This window comes from Paraburkholderia sp. OAS925, from assembly GCF_040543975.1.
Classification (GTDB): Bacteria; Pseudomonadota; Gammaproteobacteria; order Burkholderiales; family Burkholderiaceae; genus Paraburkholderia; species Paraburkholderia graminis.
The window spans coordinates 2451337-2475000 of sequence record NZ_JBEUNO010000001.1 but is presented as its reverse complement, the minus strand read 5'-3'; the positions used below and the strand labels follow the sequence as shown (position 1 = coordinate 2475000).

The window sequence follows — 23664 nt, the reverse complement described above, 5'->3', positions numbered from 1 at the left end:
ACGCAGTGCCTCGCGACGCATCGAACAAGTCAGCAACACAGCAAGCAACGCAGCAGCATCGGACAACGGCGTCCCCTCGTGATCATCGCGAGAGGACGCCGTTTTTGTTTTTGCGCCGGCGGCACACGAGGCACACCAAAGCCGCCGGCCACCAGAGAATCAAAAGGACATCGCGATGAACACGAACTCCGGCAAGGTCACGTTATTGAGCGCCGGCCCAGGCGAACTCGATCTGCTCACGCTGCGGGCCGCGAAAGCGCTCGCCGCCGCCGACGTCGTGCTGCTCGACGACCTGGCGAATCCCGAGATCGTGTCGCTCGCGCCGCAAGCGCGCGTGATTCGCGTCGGCAAACGCGGCGGCTGCCGCTCGACGCCGCAGGCTTTTATCGAGCGCCTGATGCGGCGTTACGCGCAGAAGGGCTTGCATGTGGTGCGCGTGAAAGGCGGCGAAGCGCTGCTGTTCGGCCGCGCGGGAGAAGAACTCGCGAGCCTGCGCGAGGCCGGCATTCCGGTCGAGATCGTGAACGGCATTTCATCGGGCTTCGCTGCCGCGACGGGCCTCGGCATTTCGCTCACGCATCGCCGTCATTGTCATGGCGTGACCTTCGTCACCGCGCACAAAGAGGATCACGGCGAACCCGATTGGGCCGCGCTCGCCGCGACGCGCACCACGCTCGCGATCTATATGGGCATGCGGCGGATCGAGAGCCTCGCCGCCGCGTTGCTCGCGAGCCTGCCCGCCGAGACGCCCGCAGCGGTCGTGCAGTGGGCCGGCAGCGCGAATGAACGGCGCTTGATGACGCGCCTCGATCGTCTCGCCGCCGATGCTGCCGACGCGGGCTTCGGCAGTCCCGCCGTGATCCTGGTGGGCGATGCGATCGGCGAAAGTGTGGAAGCGATGTGGGTGCAAGACGCGGCATCGCACGATGAATCGGCGCGTGCTCGGGCTGCGTGACGCACGTCACGCGCGCGGCCGCGCTGCAAAACCCAGCTAATCGTCGAAGCCCAACTCCGCTTCGACCGTCTGCCCCACGCGCAGCCACGTGCCCGCCCCGCTCGCGACGACCGCGTTGTTGCCGAACGTGACCGCGCCGTTCCTCTGCGGATTCGCGCGATAGGCGCTCATCGTGTCGGTCGGTTCGTTCGGCCATTCGGGATCGCGCTCGCCCTTCGCCTGGTCGATGGTCGGCATCGGACAGCGCGAGCATGGCTTCACAAGGCGCAGCTCGACGCGCGGCCCCGAGGTTTGCGCGCCGTCGATGCCGAGCGTCTCCACATAATCTTCCTCATACGCATCGAGCCCGTTCAGCACGATGTTCGGACGAAACCGGTCGATCGGAATCGACGGCGCGCCTTTCGCGTTCAGACGCGTGTTCAGATCGTCGAGCGAAGCCTGGCCGATCACGAGCAACGGAAAGCCATCGGCGAAATAAGTCGTGGCGCCGCCCACGCTCTGCGTGTAGGTGGGATCGACAATGCGCTCGCGCTCGGGATCGAAGCGCAGCAGCCGCACCGGCATGCCGAGAAACGCGGTGAACCAGGCGGCGCATTCGTCGCCGGTGTCGAGTCCGTAAGCCGCGTCGCGCCATACCTTCGTAGTTAATTTGTTCGCAGCGCCGAGTTGCGCGGCGTCGAGCGGCGTGCGCAACTCGCTCATGCCGGGCGCGCGGATCACGAGTTCATGATCCGCAATCTCCACCTTGATGAGCGCCATGCGCGGATACGCGCGCTGCGTGAGCATCTCGCCGTTTGAATCGACGGCCATCCAGTAACGATCGTATTCGAGCCCCGTGGCCAGCAGACGCGCTTCATTCAGCGCAATGCCCGCGCAGGATTTGATCGGATAGACAAATAGCTCGCTGATGGTCGGCATGATGTGGGGTTCTCGCTGGTTTTTATGAGGCACTTGGGCGATTGTAAATCGGCAAATCGCGCCGCTTGTTCCTTTCGAGCCGCAAGCTTGGGACGGCGGCCGTTTCCTCCCGCCGCTCGTGGAAGTAAAATCCCAAAGCTTGGCACGCAGCATGGCTGTCGACGCGGCCCGCGCTTTATTGCCCCGTTTGATAGCCCCGTTTGATACCCGCGGCAAGCATGAACATGCGCACGAGCCGGAAGAAGTGGCACAAAGCCTCCCTACCATGAACGAGACAGGAACCTGATTATGCTGAGCAAACCCGTACTGACCATCGCCGAAACGACCCGCATCCTCGAAGCCGCGCGTGCCGAAGCCGAGAAGAACCGGTGGGCCGTCGCGATCGTCGTGTCCGACGACGGCGGCCATCCGCTCGGCATGCTGCGTCTGGACGGCAGCGCGCCCGCGAGCGCCTATATCGCGACCGAAAAGGCCCGCACCGCGGCCATCGGCCGTCGCGAAACCAAGGTTTACGAGGACATGATCAACAATGGCCGCACCGCGTTTCTCAGCGCGCCGCTCTCCGGTACGCTGGAAGGCGGCGTGCCGGTGATCGTCGAAGGCCAGGTGATCGGCGCGGTCGGCGTGTCGGGCGTAAAGTCCGACCAGGATGCGCAGATCGCGAAGGCCGGCATTCAGGCGCTCGGCGTCTGATGTCGGCAACGTTGTGAGCATGGCGCGTGCGTCACGAATGCCGTCGTGATTGCATGATTCGCGAACCGAACGCAGCAACAGCAGCAGAGAGCTTGTCAGCAGTAGCCCCAACGCGGGCCGATACCCCACATCGGCCCCACTCAGACAGATGGAGCAGTCGATGACTCAGATGAACCCGCGTGGCGGCTTGCAGGTCGCCGCCAATCTCGACCAGTTCGTCGAAACCGAAGCCCTGCCCGGCACCGGAATCGACAGCGCCGCGTTCTGGTCGGGTTTCGACGCCCTCGTGCACGAGCTGGCGCCCAAAAACCGCGCGCTGCTCGCCGAGCGCGATCGCCTGCAAACGGAACTCGACAACTGGCATCGCGCGAATCCGGGCCCGGTGCGCGACTTGCGCGCGTATCGTGCGTTTCTGGAAGGCATCGGCTATATCGCGCCCGCGCCGGCCGGCGTGAAGGCGACGACCGCGAACGTCGATACTGAAATCGCCGAACAGGCCGGCCCGCAACTGGTGGTGCCGTTGTCGAACCAGCGCTATGCGCTGAACGCGGCAAACGCGCGCTGGGGCAGCCTGTACGACGCGCTCTACGGCACCGACGCGATTCCCGATACGAACGGCGCGGAGCGTCAGAAGAGCTTCAATCCGGTGCGCGGCGCGGCGGTCATCGCCTATGCCCGTAAGTTTCTCGACGAAGCCGCGCCGCTCGCGAACGGCTCGCATGCCGACGCGACGCGCTATAGCGTGCAGAACGGCAAGCTCGTCGTCGCGCTGAAAAACGGCACGAGCGAGCTTGCTGCGCCCGCGCAATTCATCGGCTATCAGGGCGGCGCGAGCGAGCCCTCGGCGGTGCTGCTCAAGCACAACGGTCTGCACCTCGAAATCCAGATCGACGCGAACGACTCAATTGGCAAGACCGACGCCGCGCATGTCAAGGACGTGGTGGTCGAAGCGGCGGTGAGCACGATCATCGACTGTGAAGATTCCGTTGCGGCCGTGGATGCGAGCGACAAGGTTCAGCTCTATCGCAACTGGCTCGGCCTGATGAACGGCGATCTGACCGAAGAGGTCACGAAAAACGGCAAGACGTTCACGCGCCGTCTGAACGCGGATCGCGAATACGTCGGCGCGGACGGCAAAACGCCGGTCAAACTGCATGGCCGCTCGCTGCTTTTTATCCGCAACGTCGGCCACCTGATGACCAATCCGGCAGTGCTGACGAAAGACGGCGCCGAGATTCCCGAGGGCATTCTCGATGCGGTCATCACGACGCTGTGCGCGCTGCACGACCGCAAAAACAGGCTCAATTCGCGCACCGGCTCGATCTATATCGTGAAGCCGAAAATGCACGGCCCGGCTGAAGTGGCGTTCGCGAGCGAACTCTTTGCGCGCGTCGAAGACTTGCTGAAGCTGCCGCGCAACACGATCAAGATGGGCATCATGGACGAGGAGCGCCGCACCAGCGTCAATCTGCTGGCGTGTATCGGCGAGGCGTCGGAGCGCGTCGCGTTCATCAATACGGGCTTTCTCGACCGCACCGGCGACGAGATGCACAGCGCGATGGAAGCCGGCCCGATGATGCGCAAGGGCGATATGAAGTCGAGCACCTGGATTGCAGCGTACGAGCGCAGCAATGTGCTGGTCGGTTTGCATGCCGGGCTGCGCGGCCGCTCGCAGATCGGCAAGGGCATGTGGGCGATGCCCGATCTGATGCACGCGATGCTCGAGCAGAAGATCGGGCATCCGAAGGCCGGCGCGAACACCGCGTGGGTGCCCTCGCCCACGGCCGCGACGCTGCATGCGCTGCACTATCACCAGATCGACGTGCAGGCGGTTCAGCAGGAACTCGAGCGCACCGATTACGCGAAGGTGCGCGACGAATTGCTCGACGGCCTACTGACGATTCCCGTCGTCGAAACGGCGAAGTGGAGCGCCGATGAAATCCGCGCCGAGCTCGACAACAACGCGCAAGGCATTCTCGGCTACGTGGTGCGTTGGATCGATCAGGGCGTGGGTTGTTCGAAGGTGCCGGACATTCACGACGTCGGCCTGATGGAAGATCGCGCGACGCTGCGTATCTCGAGCCAGCACATCGCCAACTGGCTGCATCACGGCGTGGTCACGCGCGAGCAGGTCGAGGAGACCTTCAGGCGCATGGCGAAAGTGGTCGATCAGCAGAATGCCGCCGATCCGTTCTACACGCCGATGGCGCCGGGCTTCGACACGATTGCGTTCAAGGCCGCGCAGGCGCTCGTGTTCGAAGGACGTCAGCAGCCGAGCGGCTACACCGAGCCGTTGCTGCACAAGTTCCGGCTCGAAGTGAAGCAGGACCGGGCGTGAGGTTCGCCGTTGCTCGAAAGCATTGAAGTTCGAGCAGCGGCAGCCGCAAAAAAGACGGGCGCCTCGTTGCTGCGAGGCGCCCGATTTCAATGCGCGCGATGTATTGCGCGCTTTCTGCGTGATTTACGTGTGGACCGCAGCGATCGCAGACCGTAGCGAGCGTTGCGACCGCCGCCCCAATCAGGCCGCTTCAGCCGTGTACTCCGGCGGCACGCCGTGCGCGTTCGCCTGCAAATAAGCCTGCAAATAGGCTCCAAACTCGTCTTTCACTTCCGGATGACGCAGCGCGAACTCCACCGTCGCCTTCAGATAGCCGAGCTTGCTGCCGCAATCGAAACGCGTGCCGAAGTAGCGATAGGCGAGCACCTGCTCTTCGGTGAGCAGCGACTGCACGGCATCGGTCAACTGCAATTCGCCGCCCGCGCCGGGCTTCAGCGCGCGAATATGCTTGAAGATGGTCGGCATCAGCACGTAGCGGCCCACTACGCCGAGGTTCGACGGCGCCTTGTCCGGCGCGGGCTTCTCGACGATGCCCGAGAGCTTGATCACGTTGTCTTCCCACTCGCGGCCGTCGACCACACCGTATGAGCGGCTGTCTTCACGCGCGATGGTTTCCACGCCGATCACCGAGCTGTGATAGTGATTGAACGTATCGACAAGCTGGCTCATGACCGGCTTCGAGCTATGCAGCAGGTCGTCCGCGAGAATCACCGCGAACGGGCTCTGACCGACCAGCTTTTCCGCGCACAGCACTGCATGACCGAGACCGAGCGCTTCGGCCTGGCGAACGTAAAAACAGTCGACATTAGCGGGCTTGATGCTGCGCACGAGATCGAGCAGCTTCTGCTTGTTGCGCGCTTCGAGCTCGGCCTCGATCTCATACGACTTGTCGAAATGATCTTCGATAGCGCGCTTGCTGCGGCCCGTGACAAAGATCATTTCGGTGATGCCGGCAGCAATCGCTTCTTCGACAGCGTACTGAATCAGCGGCTTGTCGACAATAGGCAGCATTTCCTTCGGACTTGCCTTGGTAGCCGGCAGGAATCGTGTCCCGAGGCCCGCTACGGGAAACACGGCTTTGGTGACTTTCAGCATGGTAGGCATTCCCAGATCGGTTAGAAATTGGTGTCGCGGGCATGGCGGCCGCTCGACGTCGCCGGAAAGGCTAACAAAAAAGCCACGCGAGATCACGCGTGAAATTTCTCAAACAATGCTTAATAAAACCGGTTTGCATCCATTGGAGCGGCGTGTAATGCGCAAGACAGGCAACAATTACATTGCAAAATCGAATTATTTTTAAGCAGTTGCGAAAAATTTACTCGTGGATTTTCTCGCGCCGCGCGCGCGAGTCCGTGCGCAACGAGGCGTGCCGCGGCCGGCTTTACGAACGGGCTTCTTCGTTTTCGTCGAGTTGCGGCAGCTTGCCCGGATTGATGCGAAAACGGCGGATCGGCTCATTGCGCAGCGCTTCCCGGTAGGCGGAGGCGGCGACGAGGATCAGCAGCACGGCGATGCCGGCCAGCAAATGCAGGTTCATGACTTCACCTCTCATCAGGAGAATCCGTGCTTCAAAGTAGCATGACAAAACGGATAAATAATTATTCGATACGGCTCGTCATGTGTAATTACAATTCGTCACAAAATGGCCTTTTTAATGGAGAATATGGCCGATTTTTTTATCCATTTTTGGTGCGCGCGGTGCACTAGCATGTGATGCACCGCGCGCGCATCGCGCGAATCCGCATTGCACCACTTCGAATAAAGGACCGCGCATGAGCGACTCAGCACTGGATGCCGCCGGCTCATCCCTGCCCCTGTCTCCTACGTCAAAACCCGCGGCAAAACCCGCCGCGCCGCGCGCGCAAAGCGACGCGCGCGCCGACAGCGCCGGCAAGGAACATGTGATCGACGCAATGCGAGGCTTCGCCGCGCTGCTCGTCGCGTACTTCCATTGCCGGCAGATCGAATGGGTCGGCATGCAGGCCTTTCACCAGAACGCCGGTCATTCATTCAGCCTGAATACGATTGCCGCCTATCTGACCTTTCCGATTGCGTGGGGCTCGGCCGGCGTGCCGATTTTCTTCGTGATCAGCGGCTACTGCATTCATCGCAGCGCCGCATTGCGGCTCGCCGCCAATCCCGCTTACCGGCTCGGCGCGGCGAACTTCTGGGCGCGCCGCTTTGCGCGCATCTATCCGGTGCTGCTCGCGGCATTGCTGCTGACGTTCGCACTCGACTGGTTCAGTCTGCAATTGCCACCTGTGAGCCACAAGATTCGCGAGATCGGCCTCGAGGCATTTCTCGTCAATCTGTTTTCGCTGCAAGGCGTGGCCGGCAAGACGTATGGATCGAACGGCGCGCTGTGGACCCTCTCGCTCGAAGTGCAGTTCTATGCGATCTATCCGCTGCTGTTCGCACTGCGCCGGCGCATTGGCATGACGTCGGTGCTCGCGATAGTCGGCGTGGTCAATGTCGTGTCGGCTTATGCGCTCGAGCGGCACGACATTCAGTTCTTCACGTCATACTGGTTTTCGTGGACGCTCGGCGCATGGATCGCCGACGCGAAGGCGCACAGCGTGTTGCAAACGCGTTCGTCGCGGTGGCTTTACGCGCTCGCGGCGGCCTGCATCGCGCTCGGCTGCGCGGCGTTTCATTTCGGTCAGTACGGTGCGTTCCAGTTGTGGGCGATCGGCTTCGCGTTCTATCTGTACAAGGCGTTGGAACCCAACGACCGCAATAAGGGCAACGGCAGCGGCCGCGCCGGTTGGGGCCTGCGGCTGCTGTCGCGCTTCGGCGACTTCAGCTTCTCGCTGTATCTGATTCATCTGCCGATCTTCGTGCTGCTCTCGTCGCTGCTGTTCCGCTCGTCGTTGCAGATGTCGATCTGGCCGTCGTTCGGCTATATGCTCGTCGCGGTGCCTGCCGCGTATGTGTTCTATCGTCTCGTCGAATTGCCGGCGATGAAGTGGTCGGCCAGTTTCAAACCGAAAACGAAAAGCGCGCTGTAACGTTCCTGATTAAAAAAAACGGAGCAACGCCGGCGAGTTCGTCGCTGACTCGTGCTCCGCTTTCTTTCTTTCACGCAAGCGGCGCTCAAAATCGCGAGCGCCGTCCCTTCCTCAAGCTTCACGCATCCGCAGACTTCTTCGCCGACGCCGCCACACGCCTCAGAATCCGCTCGACGCTCTCGACATACGCTTCCGTGCCGAAACGGCTCAGCGCCGTCCTGTAGCCGTTTTTAACGAGCCTCTCGCGCAGTTCCGCATTCGAGCGCAGTTCGGCCAACGCGTCGGCCAGCGCATGCGCATCGCCTGGCGTACACAGCACGCCGTTCTCGTAGTCGTCGACGATCTCCAGCACGCCGCCCGCGCGTGCGGCCACCACGGGCCGCTGCGCGAGCATGCCTTCGACGATCACGCGGCCGAACGGCTCGGGCGTGATCGACGTATGCACGACCGCATCGACGGCACACATGCACGCCGGAATATCGTGCTGAAAGCCGAGGAAATGCACGCGGCCACCGAGCTTGTTCGCCGCGACGAACGCATGCAGTTCGATCTCGTACTGATCCTCGCCGAAGAGCGGCGCGCCCGACCAGCACCGCGTGCATGTGCGGATTGAGGACCATCGCTTCGAGCAGCACATGCTGGCCTTTCCAGCGCGCGAGCCGGCTGAACGAGCCGACCAGAAACGCATCCTGCGGCAGGTTCAGGCGCTCGCGCAGCGTCGCTTGCGGCACGTCGCGCAACGCGTCGAACGGGGCTGCGGAAATGCCGTTGAATACGACGTCGATACGCTTGTCGTCGAACTGCGTGAGTTCGGCAAAGGCACGCGCCGATGCCGCCGAATTCGCGATCACATGGCTAAGGCCGAGGCGCGCGCACCACTTGATGATCGCAAGCTGCTTGCCGCCGAAATGCTCGGGACTCACGATGTCGCGCAGATGCCAAACCACCGGCCGCCTCGCGAGCTTGCCCGCGACCGCGCCGATCACCATCGCGCGCTGCGTGTTCGCATAGATCACCTGCGCATTGCGCGCGCGTTTGGCCGTCGCCCGAACGAGCGACAACAAACCCTTCAGCGCCGCGCCCTTCGGGAGCGAGCCGCCCTGCTTACGCACGTTGCGCAGCGCGCCGGCGTCGAGCACCTCGACGCTCACGCCCGCTTTGTCGAGTGCGGTGCGGAACGGGCCGTCGTCGAACAGCACGACCTCGATGCGCGAACGCAGCGCCTTGACGATTTCGAGCAACGACAGTTCGGCGCCGCCCAGCACGCCGCTTTGATCGACCGCGAGAATGCGCGGCGCGTTCGCCGTAGGCCCGGCGCGCTCTGGCACATACGGCATGTACGGCGGCAGCGTCGCGTTGCGCAGCGCGGGGACAGCAGCGCGCACATGGGCGAAGAGGCGCTCGCGGAAATTGGCCGCGGAGAAACGCTCGGCGTTCGCGCGGCAATCCAGCGGCGAAAAACGCTTGACGTGTGCGTCGAAACGCTCGACAGCGGCAATGATCGCGTCCGCGCTTTGCTCGTCGAAGAACATGCCGGTCGCGCGCGGCTCGGCCACGTCGCGCACGGTTTCGAGCGCCCCGCCCTTGCCGTATGCGATCACCGGCGTCCCGCACGCCTGCGCCTCCACCACCGAAATGCCGAAGTCTTCTTCTGCGGCGAACACGAACGCCTTCGCGCGGCTCATCCGGTCCTTGAGCACCTCGAACGGCTGATAGCCCATGATCTCGACATTCGCGCCGGCCTTCGCGCGGATCTTCTGCATCTCGGGACCGTCGCCGATCACGACGAGCTTGCGCTCGGGCATACGCGCGAATGCCTCGACGATCAGATCGATCTTCTTGTACGGCACCATGCGCGAAGCGGTCAGATAGAAGTCGTCCTTCTCCGTGCACAGCGTGAAAGCATCCACGTCGACGGGCGGAAAGATCACTTGCGCATCGCGCTGATAAACCTTCTTGATGCGCCGCGCGATGAACTCCGAGTTCGCGATAAAGCCATCCACGGAATTCGCCGTGCGGATGTCCCAGTTGCGGATGTAATGCAGAATCAGCCGCGCCATCGCGGACTTCAGGCCGCTCGTCAATTTCGACTGCTGCAAGTACTGATGCTGCAAATCCCACGCATAACGAATCGGCGAATGCACGTAGCTGATATGCACCTGGTCGGGCCCGGTGAGAATGCCCTTCGCCACCGCGTGGCTGCTAGAGATCACGACGTCGTACGCGGACACATCGAGTTGCTCGATGGCGAGCGGCATCAGCGGCAGATAGGTGCGGTACTTCGTGCGTGCGAGCGGCAGCTTCTGGATAAACGAGGTGGTCACGGGCTTGCCGCGCAGGAAGCTGCGGTCGTCGAGAAAATCGACGAGGCTGAACAGGTCCGCCTCCGGAAAGCACGCGACGATCTGTTCCAGCACCTTCTCCGCGCCTGCATAGGTGACGAGCCAGTCGTGCACGATCGCGACGCGCACGGTTTTATTGTCGCGCGATGCGGCGCGCGAAGGCGTGCCTATAGCGGGAGCCGTGGTCAGTTCGGCCAATGCGCTGCGCGTCGGCGGTTGCAGCACGGCTTCTTCAAGGACTTCGTGGTTCATGCGCTTTTCCTCGGATTCAGTCGCAACAGCAGTGAACGCGCTAGATCGCGCAATGCGGGAGTCATCGTGATGGACCACGCGATGTTCGCGCCGACCATCAGCGCGCCGGCGACAATCGCCATCGCGAGGCCGGGCAGGAAGCCGGAGAGCCAGAGGCTCGCCAGCAGGAAAACGAGGTGAGCGAGCATGTCGAGCGCGATCTGCCGCGCGCGGATTGCGGAGAGCCGCAGCAGCACGACGTAGTCAAAGAGTGCGCGGCCGGCCACCGCGATCGCCGCGCCGGTCAGTCCGAAATGCGCGATGCCGAACCACAAAGCCCCTGCAAACAAGGGCAATTCGAAGAGACCGACGCGTGCGGCCGTGGCCGGATTGACCTGCGACTGGATCAGGATGCGCGTCACGTTCGCCTGGCCGACGAGCCAGACGGCGACGATCATGATGCGTCCCACCGGCGCCGCGACGGTCGCAATCTCATTGCCCACCCATAGATGCAAAAACGGTTCGAGCACGAGCATCGCGATCAGCGCGACAGGCGTGAACACGCCGTTGAGAAATTCAAGCGATTGCTGCGTGATCGTGTCGGCGTCCGCGCGGCCCACAGCGGAGAGCCTTGGAAACAGCGTGCGCACCATCGCGGTCGGCACGATGTTCAAACGCGTGACGAGGTTTTGCGGCACCGTGTAATACGTGACGAAGCGCGCGCCGAGACTAGTGCCGAGCATCACGCGGTCGAGCGATTCGGCGATCATGTTGGTGACGCTCGCAATCAGCATCCAGCCGCCGAAGTTGAAAAGCCCCTTCGCCACGCCGAGCTGCGGCGGCAGAATACTGCGTATTTCAAGCACTTTTAGCGCCGAACGGCCGAGCAGGATCGCGGCAAGTATGCGTGCGAATACCGCGGCCGCGAGCACGTTCTGCAAATTCGCGCCGAGCCACAGCGCCGCGCCGAGCGGCAGGAGCTGGAACAGGAAAGTGCCGATCGTCTGATTCGTGTTGTAGACGCCGAAGCGTTCCGCGCCGTTGATCGCGCCTGCGAATACCCACGAGACATTGGCCAGCGGAATCGCCACCGCGAGCCACGGCAACGCCATGTAGACCTCGTGCTGCAGTTCCGGCGATACCTTCGTGAAATACGCCGTGTACAGAAACGCGCCGAAATAAATAATCAGTCCGCCGATTACACCGGTCGCGAGATTGAGCCACGTCGCGCTCCAGAACACGCGCGCGCTTTCGTCCTTGTCGCCCGATGCGCGCGCTTTCGAAATGTGATTCTGCGCGGCCATGCTCATGCCGAGATCGAGAATGCCGAAGTAGCCGATCAGCGTCCACACGAGACTGATCACGCCATAGCGCTCGACGCCCAGCAGTTTGATATACGACGGCACGGTCACGAGCGAGACGAAAGTCGGCAGCACGAGGCCGAAGAAATTGATCGCTACGTTCTTGAGAATGCCTTTGTCCATCGGATGCCCTGGGTTCGACTGCGATTGGTAATTCGTCACGGTTTCCAGCGGTACATGAGCACCTTGCCGCGCGCGTCTTCTTCGACGAACACGAGGTACTCGCCGTTGCTTCGCTTCGCCGCGCTGATGCCGTTGGGCACGTCGACCCAGCCCGACGCGCGGCCTACTTCGGGGCCCGGCCGAATCACGCCGACCTCGCGGCCGTTGTCCTTGTCCCACACGTGCACGGCGCCCACGGGTTCGACGCCGAAGATGTACTGCCCTTCGACCGTGAGCCCGATGATCGTCGCGATGGGTTTGCTCTGCGTCTGCCAGGGGAGCGTGATCGAATAGCGCTGCACCGGCTTGCCGCTCGACCACTTGTCGTAGCGCACGAGCACGCGGCCCACTTCCTTCCAGAAGCCGCGGTCGGCCGGCGTGTCCGGCGTATAACCTGTTACGTACAGCGTGTCGGTGTCGGGTTCGTAAATCGCGCGATGCAGCTCGGCGAACGGTTGCGGCACCGGGTATTGCGTGAGGTCGGAATATACGAATAGACGGGGTTGCCTTTCGCATCGATGCCACCGAAGCGGAAGCGATAAATGCCCTTCGTATCGCGTGTGCGCCAGATGTCGCCGGCGCTGTCGACCCACCAGCCCCAGCCACCCGCGAGCTTGGTGCCGGTCGTGTTGAGCGCGAACTCGTCGGAATTGAATTTGCCGTCGCCGTTTGCGTCGCGCCAGATCCAGTCGCCGCCCGGCGGCGCGTTCGGCACCTTCGCGACCGCACGCTCGCGGCCCGCGATAAAGCCCGACGGAATCGCCGTCTCGCCATCGTGTTGCGGATCGAAGCGATAGATCTTCAGATGATCCGCATACATGTCCGTCAGATACAGAAACGTGCGGCCCTTCAGCTTGCGGGCAATCGGCAGGCCCGGATACTGGTCGGTGTGAAAGACCGGATCATCGGGATACTTGAATCGGTTGGACAGGAATCCGACATATTTCCAGTCCTGCCCCGCGGGTTTCGAGAGGTCGAGTTCGAAGCGTTTGTTGCCGGTATAAACGCTGTCCGGTCGCGACGGATCTATCCACGCGCCGTCGACGAAAAGCAGTCCCTGAACGAGCCAGTTCTGTTTGCCGTCGGACGCGTAGCTTTCGAGCGTCGCGCCGAGGCCCGCGCCGATCGGCTCATAGCGCGGACCGATGCCGTTGGTCGACACGTACACATTGCCGCGCGCATCCACGCCCACACCGGTGAGTCCGTTAAAACGCCGCGGTCCCGGCCTTCCGGCGACGCCGCTAAAAATGCCGCCGCGCTCGCCGAGCGAACCGCTCTCTTCGTAGCGCCCTTCCTTCTTGCTGAAGAACAGCACCTGCTGACGTGGGCCGTTATCGGCGATCAGCACACGGCCTGTTGCATCGACGGCGACGTCGACCGCGAGCGTATCGGCGGGCAGTTCTAAGTTCTCGTCGATGCGTTTTCCGCTCGACGTGTAGTGCTCGACATGCGGCGCGCGATCGTTGCGCGTGCCGCTCAGCACCCATAGCGTGCCGTCCGGCGCAAGCGCGAGGCGGCCCGGTTCGTGCACGCTCCACGTGGTCTTCTGTTGCATCGATTCCGCGTCGTACACCTCGATGCGATCACGCGCGGTGTTCGCCGCGTAGAGCGTCGTTTCGCTCGCCGCGAGTCCGCCGATTTCGGCGCTCGTGCCGGTCGGCACTTCGTTCATCATCAGGAAGCCGGCTGCGAGCTGCGCATGCGGATCGGCGCTTTTCGCCGCAGGCTGAAACGGTGCGGCGCGTTTCGGATCGGCGATCTGCCGGCGCGAGATACCGAACCACTGCTTGCCCTTTTCCGGCCACACGCCCGGCTGTACGAGCCGGCCTTTTTCGTTGCCGACTGCAATTGCGACAAACGCGTACTTGCGATTGATCGCGATTGCATTGCCGCCGCTGTTGCCCCAGCCGTGCGTGCCGCCTGCGAAGCCGAGCATCTTGCCGTTCTGATAGACGCTCGCCTCGGCACCGCTTTCGTCCCACGGCGCATTGGTGTAGACCTTGCCGTCGGGCGCGACGGCAATTGCCGTGATGTTGATTTGCGTCCAGGTGCCGTCGCCGAAGCCGAACGTATTGCCGATCCACGACGTCTTAGCGTTCAACGCCGTTTCGGCACGCGCGATCGAGCCGGCCGATAGAGCGGCCAGCCCGGCAGCGCACGCGAATATCGCGAGACGGCGTTTGAACGTGCAGCGTAGCAAGGTATGTCCTCCAGTCGATACGGATCGATGCTTTAAAAAACCGATGAGGCCGATAGGCGAGCGCGCGCGAGCCTCACAGACGTACGCTGCTATCCGCACACACAGGCATTCAATGAAGGTGACGGCATGCGCCGCAAGTTGCCGATGAAAGACGAAGCGCGAACGTTCGCCTATGCCACGCAGGCCGCATAAGCCACGTCGAAATGCGGTGCTCGGCGCACGCGCCGTCCTTGGCCGCCCAATCCGCACGGTTCACATTACGCGTACAAAAGTCGGCGACGAAAATCAAAAATAATTCAAAAATATTCCCGGCTTTATACCGGGATAAAGAAATCGATTTAAAAATGGATTAAAAGAAAATTTGGCCGTGCCATGCTGTATAAGGAGCACGCTTGCGGATGCATGAGCCCATGTTTTACCGACTCCGCTTCACCGATCCGGCGAATTCACGCATGAACTCTGACTCGGGCTCCGGGTACAAGACAAGCATGAAAACCGCCTTCAAATGGATAACGAAACACCCTGTTGCAATCTGATTCACTTATCCATTTCATTCGCGTTTTTTCGCGATTTTCTTTTGCCTAGAATCGATTGCAGCCGGATTGCATTCCGATTGCGCTCCGGATCGCGGCCGTTATCGGCGCGACGCGTCTTTCGCAATGCCTTGCGGCTTCTCGCGGCTTTATCCGCTTCACACCATGGACGGTTCATGACTGCTAGCGCCCTGCCCATAGCGCCTTCTCATTCACGCCGCATCGTGCAGCTCGACGGCTTGCGTGCGATCGCCGTGCTCGCGGTGTTCGCGCAGCACGCATTGAAAGCGCCGCTGTGGATGGGCGTCGATCTGTTCTTCGTGCTGAGCGGCTTTCTGATCACCGGCATCCTGCTCGAACGCAAGGCGCGCGGGCAGTCGTACTTCGGCTATTTTTATGCACGCCGCGCGCGGCGCATTCTGCCGCCGTATCTGCTGCTGATGGTGGTGTCGTCGATCCTGTTCGGCTTCGGTTGGGCGCAGCACTGGCAGTGGTATGCGTTCTTCGCGACCAACATCGGCGATGCACTCAACCAGAGCGGACACGACAGCCTGAACGTGCTGTGGTCGCTTGCCGTCGAAGAGCAGTTCTATATTGTGTGGCCGTTCGTGATTCTGCTCGTGCCCGAGCGCGTGCTCGCATGGGTCGCGGCCGCGCTGATCCTGCTCGTGCCGGTGCTGCGCGCGGTGGCCACGCCGTGGTTCGATTCGTTCTGGCCGATCTATTACCTGACGCCCTTTCGCATGGATTTGCTTGCGGCGGGCGCGCTGCTCGCGGTCGCCGTGCGCCGCGATCGTGACGCGCTCGAACCGTTCAAGGGCCTCGCAGTGCTCGGCGTGATTGCCGCACTCGCGGCGCTCGCGTGGCTGCATCTGCATTTTCCGCGTTTTCGCGCGGCCAATACGCCGCTGTCGAACGCGGGGCTTTACAGCATTTCGTTGGTGCTTTGCACGTCCGTCGTGGTCATCGCCCTGCAAAGCCGGGGCATCGTCAAACGGCTGTTGTGCAATCCGGTGCTGGTGTACATCGGCACCATCAGCTACACGATCTATCTGATTCACCTGAGCGTGCTGTATGCGTTGTGGCCGCTGAACATGAGCCGCTATGTGACCGCTACGCTTGCGCTCGCGATCACCCTCGCCTATGCAAGCGTCACATGGTTCGCGTTCGAGAAGCGGCTGATTTTCGGCTCGCGCGGCAGTTCGCACGCAACGGCCGGTGCGGGTGCGAGTGTGCCGCGCGCCGCGCCGCAAGCACCGCACGGCCGCGCATGAAGTGGCACATGAGGTGGCACATGAAGTGGCGCATGAGATGGCTCGCATGAAGCGCCGCGCATGCGCCGCCGCCGCAGCGATGCTCGCGCCGCTTACCGCACTCATCACGCTCACGGCACTCACTGTCGCAACGACCGCGCATGCTCAGGCCACGCAGCACCAGATCGTGATCGATGCCTACGGCGACTCGACGACGCTCGGCATTTCATGCAGCGAAGGCCGTTGCGCGCCGCAAGCGCAAAACGCCGTGGCCTATCTGCAAGACAAGCTGCAGATGCATTTCGGCGAGCGCGTGCGCGTCGTCAACTATGGCGTCGGCGGGACGATGGCGACGCAATTGCGCGACGGCACCGGCAACCGCCGCGCCGGGCCGACGGCCGGTTTGCCGTGGCGCGAACGGCTCGCGGCATCGCCCGCGCAAATCGTGCTGATCAACTACGGCATCAACGAAGTGATGCAGGACCAGACGCCCGAGCAGTTCTACGCAGCGCAAAGCGCGCTCGTGCAAACCGCTCGCGCGCTCGGCAAGGAGCCGGTGCTCGAGACGTCGAATCCGATGCCCGATAACCGGCTCAACGCGCGGCTCGCGTCGATGGTCGCGGTGACGCGCCGCGTCGCCGCCGAGCAGCATGTGCCGCTCGTCGACCAGTTCGCGTACATCAGCAGCCTGCCGGACTGGAAGACGCTGATGTCCGACGGCGCGCATCCGAAGCCGGGCTTGTACCGGCTCAAGGCCGAGCAGGATGCCGAGGTCGTCGAACCGCTGGTGCGGCGGCTCCTGGATGGCACGCTCTGAGGTGCTCTTTTTTTCTTTTACCCATATCGAAGGCAAGCTATGAGCCAACCACGCAAAGCGATCATCACCGGTGTGTCCGGACAGGACGGCGCCTATCTGACCAAGCTGCTGCTCGACAAGGGCTATCACGTGACCGGCACCTACCGGCGCACGAGTTCCGTCAACTTCTGGCGCATGCGCGAGCTGGGCGTGCTCGATCATCCGAATCTGCGTCTCGTCGAGCACGATCTGACCGATCTCGGCTCGACGCTGCGTCTGCTCGAAGGCGCGCAGGCCGACGAGCTGTATAACCTGGCGGCGCAAAGCTTCGTGGGCGTCTCGTTCGATCAGCCGGTCACGACCGCCGAGGTGACCGGCATCGGCGCGCTGAATCTGCTCGAAGGCATCCGCATCCTCAATCCGAAGATGCGTTATTACCAGGCGTCGACGTCGGAAATGTTCGGACTCGTGCAGGCTGTGCCGCAACGCGAGGACACGCCCTTCTATCCGCGCAGTCCGTATGGCGTGGCGAAGCTGTTCGCGCATTGGTCGACGATCAACTATCGCGAGTCGTATGGTCTCTTTGCGAGCAGCGGCATTCTGTTCAATCACGAATCGCCGTTGCGCGGCCGCGAGTTCGTGACGCGCAAGATCACCGACACCGTCGCGAAGATCAAGCTCGGCAAGCAGGACGTGCTGGAGCTCGGCAATCTCGGCGCGAAACGCGACTGGGGCTTCGCGCTCGAATATGTGGAAGGCATGTGGCGCATGCTGCAAGCCGACGAGCCCGACACCTTCGTGCTCGCGACGGGCCGCACTGAAACGGTCCGCGACTTCGTGCGCATGGCGTTCGCAGCGGCCGGTTATCAACTCGAATGGTCGGGCAAGGAAGAGCGCGAAACGGGTATCGACGTGGCGACCGGCAAGACGCTCGTGCGCGTGAATCCGAAGTTCTACCGGCCGGCCGAAGTGGATCTGCTGATCGGCTGCGCGGACAAGGCGCGCGAGAAGCTAGGCTGGGAGCCGCGGACGAGTCTCGAGCAACTGTGTCACATGATGGTTCACGCGGATCTTGGGCGGAATGAGCATCAGGAGACGTTTTGAGGTAAGGGGCGCGGGGACGGCGTGACGGCTGTGGGGGCCGGCACGCGAGAGCCGCGTGTCGCGGTCGGAGAGCACGTCGTAAGCTGGTAAACGACATTTATCCGCGTTCCTTAGCTGGTTTACGACAAATTCGCCAATCCGCCCGTGTCGATTAGCTGGTAAACGACACGCCTCCCGGATAGCGTTTTAGCTGGTAAACGACAAAACCGGTAGAATGGAAGCTGGTTAACGACAAATTCCCGGCTCCATGCCCTCCCTCGAAGTCGAAAAACGACAATCCGATGAAATTGTCTTCGCGACCGGTGACACCGGCTTCGACCGCACGCTTCAAAGGCGCGCGAAGGAAGGCGGCCTGTTGCGCGTCGCGCGAGGCGTCTACGTCGAGCCCGGTAATCAGGAAGAGGTCGCGGGGCGGATTCGCCGAAACTGGCAGAAAATCGCCGCGCACGCGGTGCCTGGCGCGGTAGTCTCCCACTGTAGCGCATTCGCCGGCGGCATCACCGCGGCCAATGAAGTCGTACTCTCCCATCCCACGCGGTTTAACCGGCGTATCACCTACCCCGGCCTCACGCTCGTGCTGATGAAAGGCCCCGGGCCTATGCCCCGCGATCTGCGGCTTGGATCGCTCGATCTTTACTGGGCCTCGCAGGAACGTGCGCTACTCGAAAATCTCGCGCGGGGGGCGGCCGCAACCCGGGCGTCGCGCGAGGAGATTGAAGAACGCCTCGTTGCCTGCCTGAGCGCGAACAAAGAGCCAGGCCTCAACCAGATTCGGGATCGCGCTCGCGAACTTGTCGAACCGCTCGGCGCAGCAAAGAGCTATGAGACGCTCAACGGACTGATAGGCGCGCTGCTGAGCACGCATTCAAAGGGCGTGCTCAAAACGAAGGCTGGATTGGCTATCGCCCAGGGCGCGCCTATCGACATGGCGCGCATGACGCTCTTCGGCACGCTGGCAACCGCGCTACGCACGGCGGTGTTGCCCGACATCGTGGACGTGGCCGTTGCGGGCGACAGCCGCATCCATTTCGCGTTTCTTGAATCGTATTTTTCCAACTATGTCGAAGGAACACGGTTCTCTGTCGAGGAAGCGGAAGGCATCGTCTTGCGCAATCAGATCGTTGCGCAAAGACCCAAGGATTCACACGACATCCTGGGCGTATTCAATCTGGCGTATCGCACCGAGACCCGCGCAATAGTGCCGCAAGTCGGTGAAGATTTCATCGACGTGCTTCAGGAGCGCCATCGGATCATGCTCGAGCGCAGACCTGAGGCAGACCCTGGCAATCTGAAGCTCGAGGCAAATTATGCGGGCACCACGCAGTTCGTCGAGCCCTCTCACGTTCGCGGCACGCTCGCCGAAGGATCTCGCCTCGCGTTGACCGTCCCCGAGGGCCTCGCGCGGGCCATTTTTTATCTCTTTCTGATCGCGGAAGTTCATCCCTTCGCGGACGGCAATGGGCGTCTGTCGCGGCTGATCATGAATGCGGAGCTTTCGCGGGGCGAGCGCGCTCGCATCATTATCCCCACGCTTTTCCATCCGCAGTTCGTGGACTGCCTGAGAGCCCTCACACAAAGCGGACGTCCCGAGCCGCTCATCAGTTCCCTCGCACGAATGGCAGCGTGGTGCGCGGGCTTCGACTATGCCGAACTTGAAGCAGTCGTGCCCGCCATGCGCAGCGCACACGCGTTCGAAGAGTCGCCGGCGGAATTCCGGCTGCTCAATGCGGACGGCAGCCGGGCCACGTAGTAGCGTCTCGTCCCGTCACAAAGCTCAATGCATCCCACCCGCCCCAATAGCCTCCCCATAAACCGCAGCCACGCGCTTCGCGATCACCGAATTATCGAAGTTCTCACGCGCATAGCGTCGGCACGCGTCGGCGTCCGGCAGCTTCAGCCTGCCGCTTAGCGCGCCCGCGAGACCCGCCGCGATGGCTTGCGCGCCCGTCTCCGGCAACACGAGATCGGGCGACAGCCCCGCCACCGCTTCCGGCAAGCCGCCGACCGGCGTCACCAGCACCGGCGTGCCCGACGCGAGCGATTCGACCGTGATGAGCCCGAAGCCTTCGAGCGCCACCGTCGGCACCACGCTGATATTCGCCGCACGATACAACGCCGCGAGATGCTGATCGGGCACGAAGCCGAGCAGCTTCACGTTGTCCTGCAAACCGGCCTCGTCGATGCGCGCCTGCAATTCGTCCGCGAGACGCCCCTTGCCCGCGATCAGCAGCAGCACGTCCGGATGGGCCGCCTTCAGCAGCTTGACCGCGTCGATCAGATCCTCCAGACCCATGCGCCGCACGAGACGCCGCACCGCCAGCACGATCGGACGATCCTGCGGCAATTGCAGCTTCAAGCGCGCTTCGGCCGGTGTGATCGGCAGATTGAATTGCTCGACGTCGACGCAACCCGGCACCACGCGCACACGGTCCGGCGAAATGCGATAACGCGAAGTCAGAATCTTGCCGAACGCCTCCGACAAGACGATGAGCCGTGACGAACGCGCATACACGGATTGCTCGAGATAACGCTTCGCGCGCTGGCCGAGCGAATCGGCGCCTTCGACATGGCTCTCGTCGGCCCACGGTCCCTGAAAATGCGAGACCTGCGGAATGCCGCGCGTGACGTCGAGCCCAGGAAACGTATACAGCGCGAAGTGCGACGAGATCACGTCGGGACGCGAGCGGCCGATCTCCTCGCGCAGCGCGCGGCGTGCGGCCATCAAGCGCAATGGCAGCGATTGCCCGGCCGAACCGAAGCCGTTGATCGCACCGCCGGTATCGGCGGCCACTTTCGGCGAGCCGGCCACGACGCCGCGCACCGCGACGCCCGCGCCCGGCAGCGCGCCGACCAGCGAGTAATACATGCGGTCGAGGCCGCCCGCGCGCTCGGGGAACCAGTGCATCCCGATCTGCAGCGATTTGATTGAACTCGTCGTCATTGTCATTGCCCCTTGTCGATTTCGTGAGGTATTCGTTGGATTGCGATGGTCGCGTGTCCGACGCGCCGTCGCTTCATTCGCCGCTCTTGTGGCCGGCCAGCGAGTTGAGCGTCAGCGCGTCGGTCTTAGCGACCGCCGCCGCGTCGGCTTCGCTGCGCCGGCGATTTTTCTGCTGCCCTTCGAGCTGCCGATACAGCGCAATGTATTGCGCGGCCATGCGCGCCCAGCCGAAGCCGGTTGCGAGTTCGTTGGCGGCTTTGCCCATGTTGCGGCGCGCGTTGTCGTCGGCGGCAAGGCGCGCGACTGCGGCAGCAAGCAAGCGCGGATCGTCGGGATCGTCGAGCACGATGCCGCACTCCGGCGTGATGATCTCGGCGCCGCCCGCGGTGCGCGCGGTCACGACCGGCAGACCCGCGGCCATCGCTTCGAGCAGCGACAGGCTCATTGCCTCATAACGTGATGGAAACACGAACGCATCGACGGAATGCATCAGCACGGGCATCTCTTTCACGAGCCCGAGAAAATGCACGCGATGCGCAATGCCGAGCGCCTTCGCTTCGTCCGGATAAGGACTGCCCGGCAGGAAACCGGCCACCGCGATATGCACATGCTCGGGCAAATGCTTGAGCGCGGCCAGCACCGTGCCGAGGTTCTTGCGCGGCGTGCGCAGATCGCCGACGAACAGCAGCAGGAACGCATCGGAAGGCAGACCGAATTTCGCACGATCGCCGGTGGCCGCCGCAAAGCCCTGCGTATCGACGCCGTTATAGATCACGTCCACACGGTTATCCGGCGTGAGGCCGATCGCGCGGATTTCGTCGGCGACCTTCTGCGAGACCGCCGTGATCACCTTCGAGCGCCGGTAGGCCCAGCGCTCAAGCATCGCATTGCAGCGCGTATAGATCGACTGATACGCGGACCACACGCCCTTCAGCAGCCCGAACGGGTAGTACTTGCTGCCGAGCCAGCCGCTATGCACGAAGTGCGATGTGTTGACGTCGGCGGGCATCCACGTAATGAAGCCGTTCACATGCAGCACGTCGTATTCGCGGCGATGCGCGCGCAGCCACAGCGCGCTCTTGAACGCGAACACCTGCTGGCGCAGCAGATTGGTGGGCCACCAGCGGCCGATCTTGATCGGCGCCCAGCGGACATTCGGATGAACGAGCAGATCGGGCGCCACATGCGAAGCGATCAGCGTCACGCCGATGCCTTCGTCGAGCGCCGCGCGCGCGATCTCGTGGTTGACGCGCCCCTGGCCGTCGTTATGGCGCACAACGTGCGTGACAATGGCGACTCTCAATCAGTGCCTCCGTGAAAAATTGGCGTGCGCGATGGGCTATTGACCGCGTTGACGCGGTTGATCTTGTCGTAATGCACCGCGGAAAGAATTGAAAAAACGCTCATGAAAAGCAGCAGTCCGCCGGTGCCGACGAGCGAATTGGTGAACACGAGCATCGCGAAGGTCGCGAGGCACAGGCTCAGGCACGCGGACACGTATTTGTCGTGGCGCAATCTGAACGACGCGAGCACCGCGCGCGTGAGCAGCCACACGATGCCCGACATATAGAGCAGCGTGCCGGGCCATCCCAGCACGAACGGTATGTTCATCACGCCGCTGTCGAAGTTGCCGTACTGGCCGAGTTGGCCGCCGTCGTTCGAGAGTTTCGTCGACGTGCCGGTCGCGCCCATGCCTTCGCCGGAGACATCGGTGAAGGCGGTCTTCGCGAAGGTCGCGTAGAACTCGTTGCGCGCGGCATAGCTCTGGTCGTCGTTCAGATTGACGATGGTCGACAGACGCGCCTGCATCCGCTCGGCCACCGGACCGACCGCGAGCAGCGGCACGCATAACCCCGCAAGCAGCACCGCGCTCGCGACGATCCGCAAGCGCACCTTGTTGTTCGACTTGATCAACTGGATCAGCAGCGCGATCACCCAACCGCCCCATGTGGAGCGCACGAGGCTCAGCGCAAACGAGAAGAAGCCGAGCGCTGCCGCGACCCAGCGCACGCGATGCGTGGCGGCCATCACGTAGACCATCGCGCCCATCATCGCGAACGCGAACGGTCCCGACGAATTCATCGTGCTGAAGACGCGCACGCCCATCGGCACGGGATCGCCTTGCGAGTTCATCTGCGAGCCGAGCATCCACAGCGCGTCCCACTGCGGCATGATGAAAAACTGGATCAGGCCGTAGCCGCCCATCACGAGCATGCCCCAGATAAACGTGTTGACGATGATGTCGCGATACTGCGGATACTGGCGCGTGTTCGCCATGATGTGAAAGCCGATCAGGATCGGATAGAGCCAGTTCGCGAGGTCGTAGGTGGCCGCGAGCGGACCGCTCGACACCACGCCGACGAGGTACGCATAGACGAGGCCGAGCAGGATCAGCAGCACAGGCAGACCGCGTCGCTGGCCGAGCAGCCGGTAGTAGCGCAGCAGCGAGAATGCGCTGATCATCGTGACGGCGAGCGGCGCGACCTGGATCAGGCTCGTCGGCGTGAACGAGCCTTTGGACCAGTCGGCGAGACGCCGCACTTCCGGGCTCAGAAACCACAGCCACCACATGAAGCCGATATAGCGCGCGGGACTCTTGAAGTAGAGCCACAGGCCCGTGAGAATCGCGAGGACGGGAAACGCGAGCGTCAACACCGTGCCTTGATGCGCGACGATCAGCACCGCCGTGATGAGCCAGAGCATCGCCGATGGTAGCCATTCGCGGCGGCCTCGCCTTGCGCCCTGCACGGCCGCCGCCTCTACAGCGCTGGACATGCCAGGTATGCCGGGCGTAGGCGGGAAGTCCGCTCGCGGAAACGTCGACATCGC

The 23664-nt window shown here is 62.8% G+C and carries 16 protein-coding genes and 2 pseudogenes; 8 read left to right on the top strand and 10 right to left on the bottom strand.

What is annotated here, in order from left to right:
- Window positions 1-175 precede the first annotated feature (175 nt).
- Window positions 176-955, top strand: coding sequence for a uroporphyrinogen-III C-methyltransferase (gene cobA, locus ABIE53_RS10820; protein WP_114156128.1), 780 nt, complete (start codon window positions 176-178; stop codon window positions 953-955).
- A 36-nt stretch (window positions 956-991) separates the two neighbouring features.
- On the opposite strand, the gene ABIE53_RS10815 is transcribed toward cobA, so the two are convergent.
- Window positions 992-1873 (bottom strand): MOSC domain-containing protein, encoded by an 882-nt coding sequence (locus ABIE53_RS10815; RefSeq protein WP_114156127.1) that lies wholly within the window; start codon window positions 1871-1873, stop codon window positions 992-994.
- Between the two features lie 288 nt (window positions 1874-2161).
- On the opposite strand from ABIE53_RS10815, the gene ABIE53_RS10810 reads away from it, so the two are divergent.
- Window positions 2162-2566 (top strand): GlcG/HbpS family heme-binding protein, encoded by a 405-nt coding sequence (locus ABIE53_RS10810; RefSeq protein ID WP_006049011.1) that lies wholly within the window; start codon window positions 2162-2164, stop codon window positions 2564-2566.
- A gap of 160 nt (window positions 2567-2726) precedes the next feature.
- Window positions 2727-4904: a malate synthase G gene (locus ABIE53_RS10805; protein ID WP_114156703.1), complete on the top strand. Its 2178-nt coding sequence runs from the start codon at window positions 2727-2729 to the stop codon at window positions 4902-4904.
- A gap of 180 nt (window positions 4905-5084) precedes the next feature.
- Here the strand turns inward: ABIE53_RS10805 and galU are convergent, their stop codons facing one another.
- Window positions 5085-5999, bottom strand: coding sequence for a UTP--glucose-1-phosphate uridylyltransferase GalU (gene galU, locus ABIE53_RS10800; protein ID WP_006049009.1), 915 nt, complete (start codon window positions 5997-5999; stop codon window positions 5085-5087).
- Between the two features lie 286 nt (window positions 6000-6285).
- Entirely contained in the window at window positions 6286-6456 is a 171-nt protein-coding gene (locus ABIE53_RS10795) for a hypothetical protein (RefSeq protein ID WP_157140611.1), read from the bottom strand.
- 220 nt (window positions 6457-6676) lie between these two features.
- Between ABIE53_RS10795 and ABIE53_RS10790 the strand changes: the two genes are divergently transcribed.
- Window positions 6677-7912, top strand: coding sequence for an acyltransferase family protein (locus ABIE53_RS10790; RefSeq protein ID WP_029968437.1), 1236 nt, complete (start codon window positions 6677-6679; stop codon window positions 7910-7912).
- Window positions 7913-8030: 118 nt separating this feature from the next.
- Here ABIE53_RS10790 and ABIE53_RS10785 read toward each other — a convergent pair.
- The 3 genes and pseudogenes from ABIE53_RS10785 to ABIE53_RS10775 form a co-directional block, all read right to left on the bottom strand.
- Window positions 8031-10506, bottom strand: a pseudogene (locus tag ABIE53_RS10785) (glycosyltransferase family 4 protein).
- Entirely contained in the window at window positions 10503-11969 is a 1467-nt protein-coding gene (locus ABIE53_RS10780) for a flippase (protein ID WP_192698910.1), read from the bottom strand. Before ABIE53_RS10780 ends, ABIE53_RS10785 begins: the two are co-directional and overlap by 4 nt.
- A 35-nt stretch (window positions 11970-12004) precedes the next feature.
- Window positions 12005-14208 (bottom strand): annotated as a pseudogene (locus tag ABIE53_RS10775) (NHL repeat-containing protein).
- A gap of 709 nt (window positions 14209-14917) precedes the next feature.
- Here ABIE53_RS10775 and ABIE53_RS10770 point away from each other — a divergent pair.
- From ABIE53_RS10770 to gmd, 3 genes are read left to right on the top strand one after another with little or no spacing between them, the layout of a single operon-like run.
- Entirely contained in the window at window positions 14918-16015 is a 1098-nt protein-coding gene (locus ABIE53_RS10770; protein WP_114156123.1) for an acyltransferase family protein, read from the top strand.
- A 46-nt stretch (window positions 16016-16061) separates the two neighbouring features.
- Window positions 16062-16811, top strand: a complete 750-nt coding sequence (locus ABIE53_RS10765) for an SGNH/GDSL hydrolase family protein (RefSeq protein WP_114156701.1) — start codon at window positions 16062-16064, stop codon at window positions 16809-16811.
- Between the two features lie 39 nt (window positions 16812-16850).
- Window positions 16851-17894: a GDP-mannose 4,6-dehydratase gene (gmd, locus tag ABIE53_RS10760; RefSeq protein WP_029968426.1), complete on the top strand. Its 1044-nt coding sequence runs from the start codon at window positions 16851-16853 to the stop codon at window positions 17892-17894.
- Window positions 17895-18045: 151 nt separating this feature from the next.
- On the opposite strand, the gene ABIE53_RS10755 is transcribed toward gmd, so the two are convergent.
- Window positions 18046-18423 carry a hypothetical protein gene (locus tag ABIE53_RS10755; RefSeq protein ID WP_198143912.1) on the bottom strand — a complete coding sequence of 126 codons (378 nt, stop codon included), beginning with the start codon at window positions 18421-18423 and terminating at the stop codon, window positions 18046-18048.
- Window positions 18424-18492: 69 nt separating this feature from the next.
- Here ABIE53_RS10755 and ABIE53_RS10750 point away from each other — a divergent pair, with 69 nt between their 5' ends.
- Complete coding sequence (locus ABIE53_RS10750) at window positions 18493-19644, top strand: Fic family protein (protein ID WP_376915139.1); 1152 nt, start codon at window positions 18493-18495, stop codon at window positions 19642-19644.
- A gap of 24 nt (window positions 19645-19668) precedes the next feature.
- Here the strand turns inward: ABIE53_RS10750 and ABIE53_RS10745 are convergent, their stop codons facing one another.
- The 3 genes from ABIE53_RS10745 to ABIE53_RS10735 all read right to left on the bottom strand — a co-directional run bounded on the left by ABIE53_RS10745 (window position 19669) and on the right by ABIE53_RS10735 (window position 23661).
- Window positions 19669-20835 carry a glycosyltransferase family 4 protein gene (locus ABIE53_RS10745; protein ID WP_114156121.1) on the bottom strand — a complete coding sequence of 389 codons (1167 nt, stop codon included), beginning with the start codon at window positions 20833-20835 and terminating at the stop codon, window positions 19669-19671.
- A 73-nt stretch (window positions 20836-20908) separates the two neighbouring features.
- Window positions 20909-22138: a glycosyltransferase family 4 protein gene (locus tag ABIE53_RS10740; RefSeq protein ID WP_114156120.1), complete on the bottom strand. Its 1230-nt coding sequence runs from the start codon at window positions 22136-22138 to the stop codon at window positions 20909-20911.
- Complete coding sequence (locus tag ABIE53_RS10735) at window positions 22135-23661, bottom strand: glucose-6-phosphate isomerase (RefSeq protein ID WP_114156119.1); 1527 nt, start codon at window positions 23659-23661, stop codon at window positions 22135-22137. The genes ABIE53_RS10740 and ABIE53_RS10735 overlap by 4 nt, the downstream gene beginning before the upstream one ends.
- Between the last annotated feature and the right edge of the window lie 3 nt (window positions 23662-23664).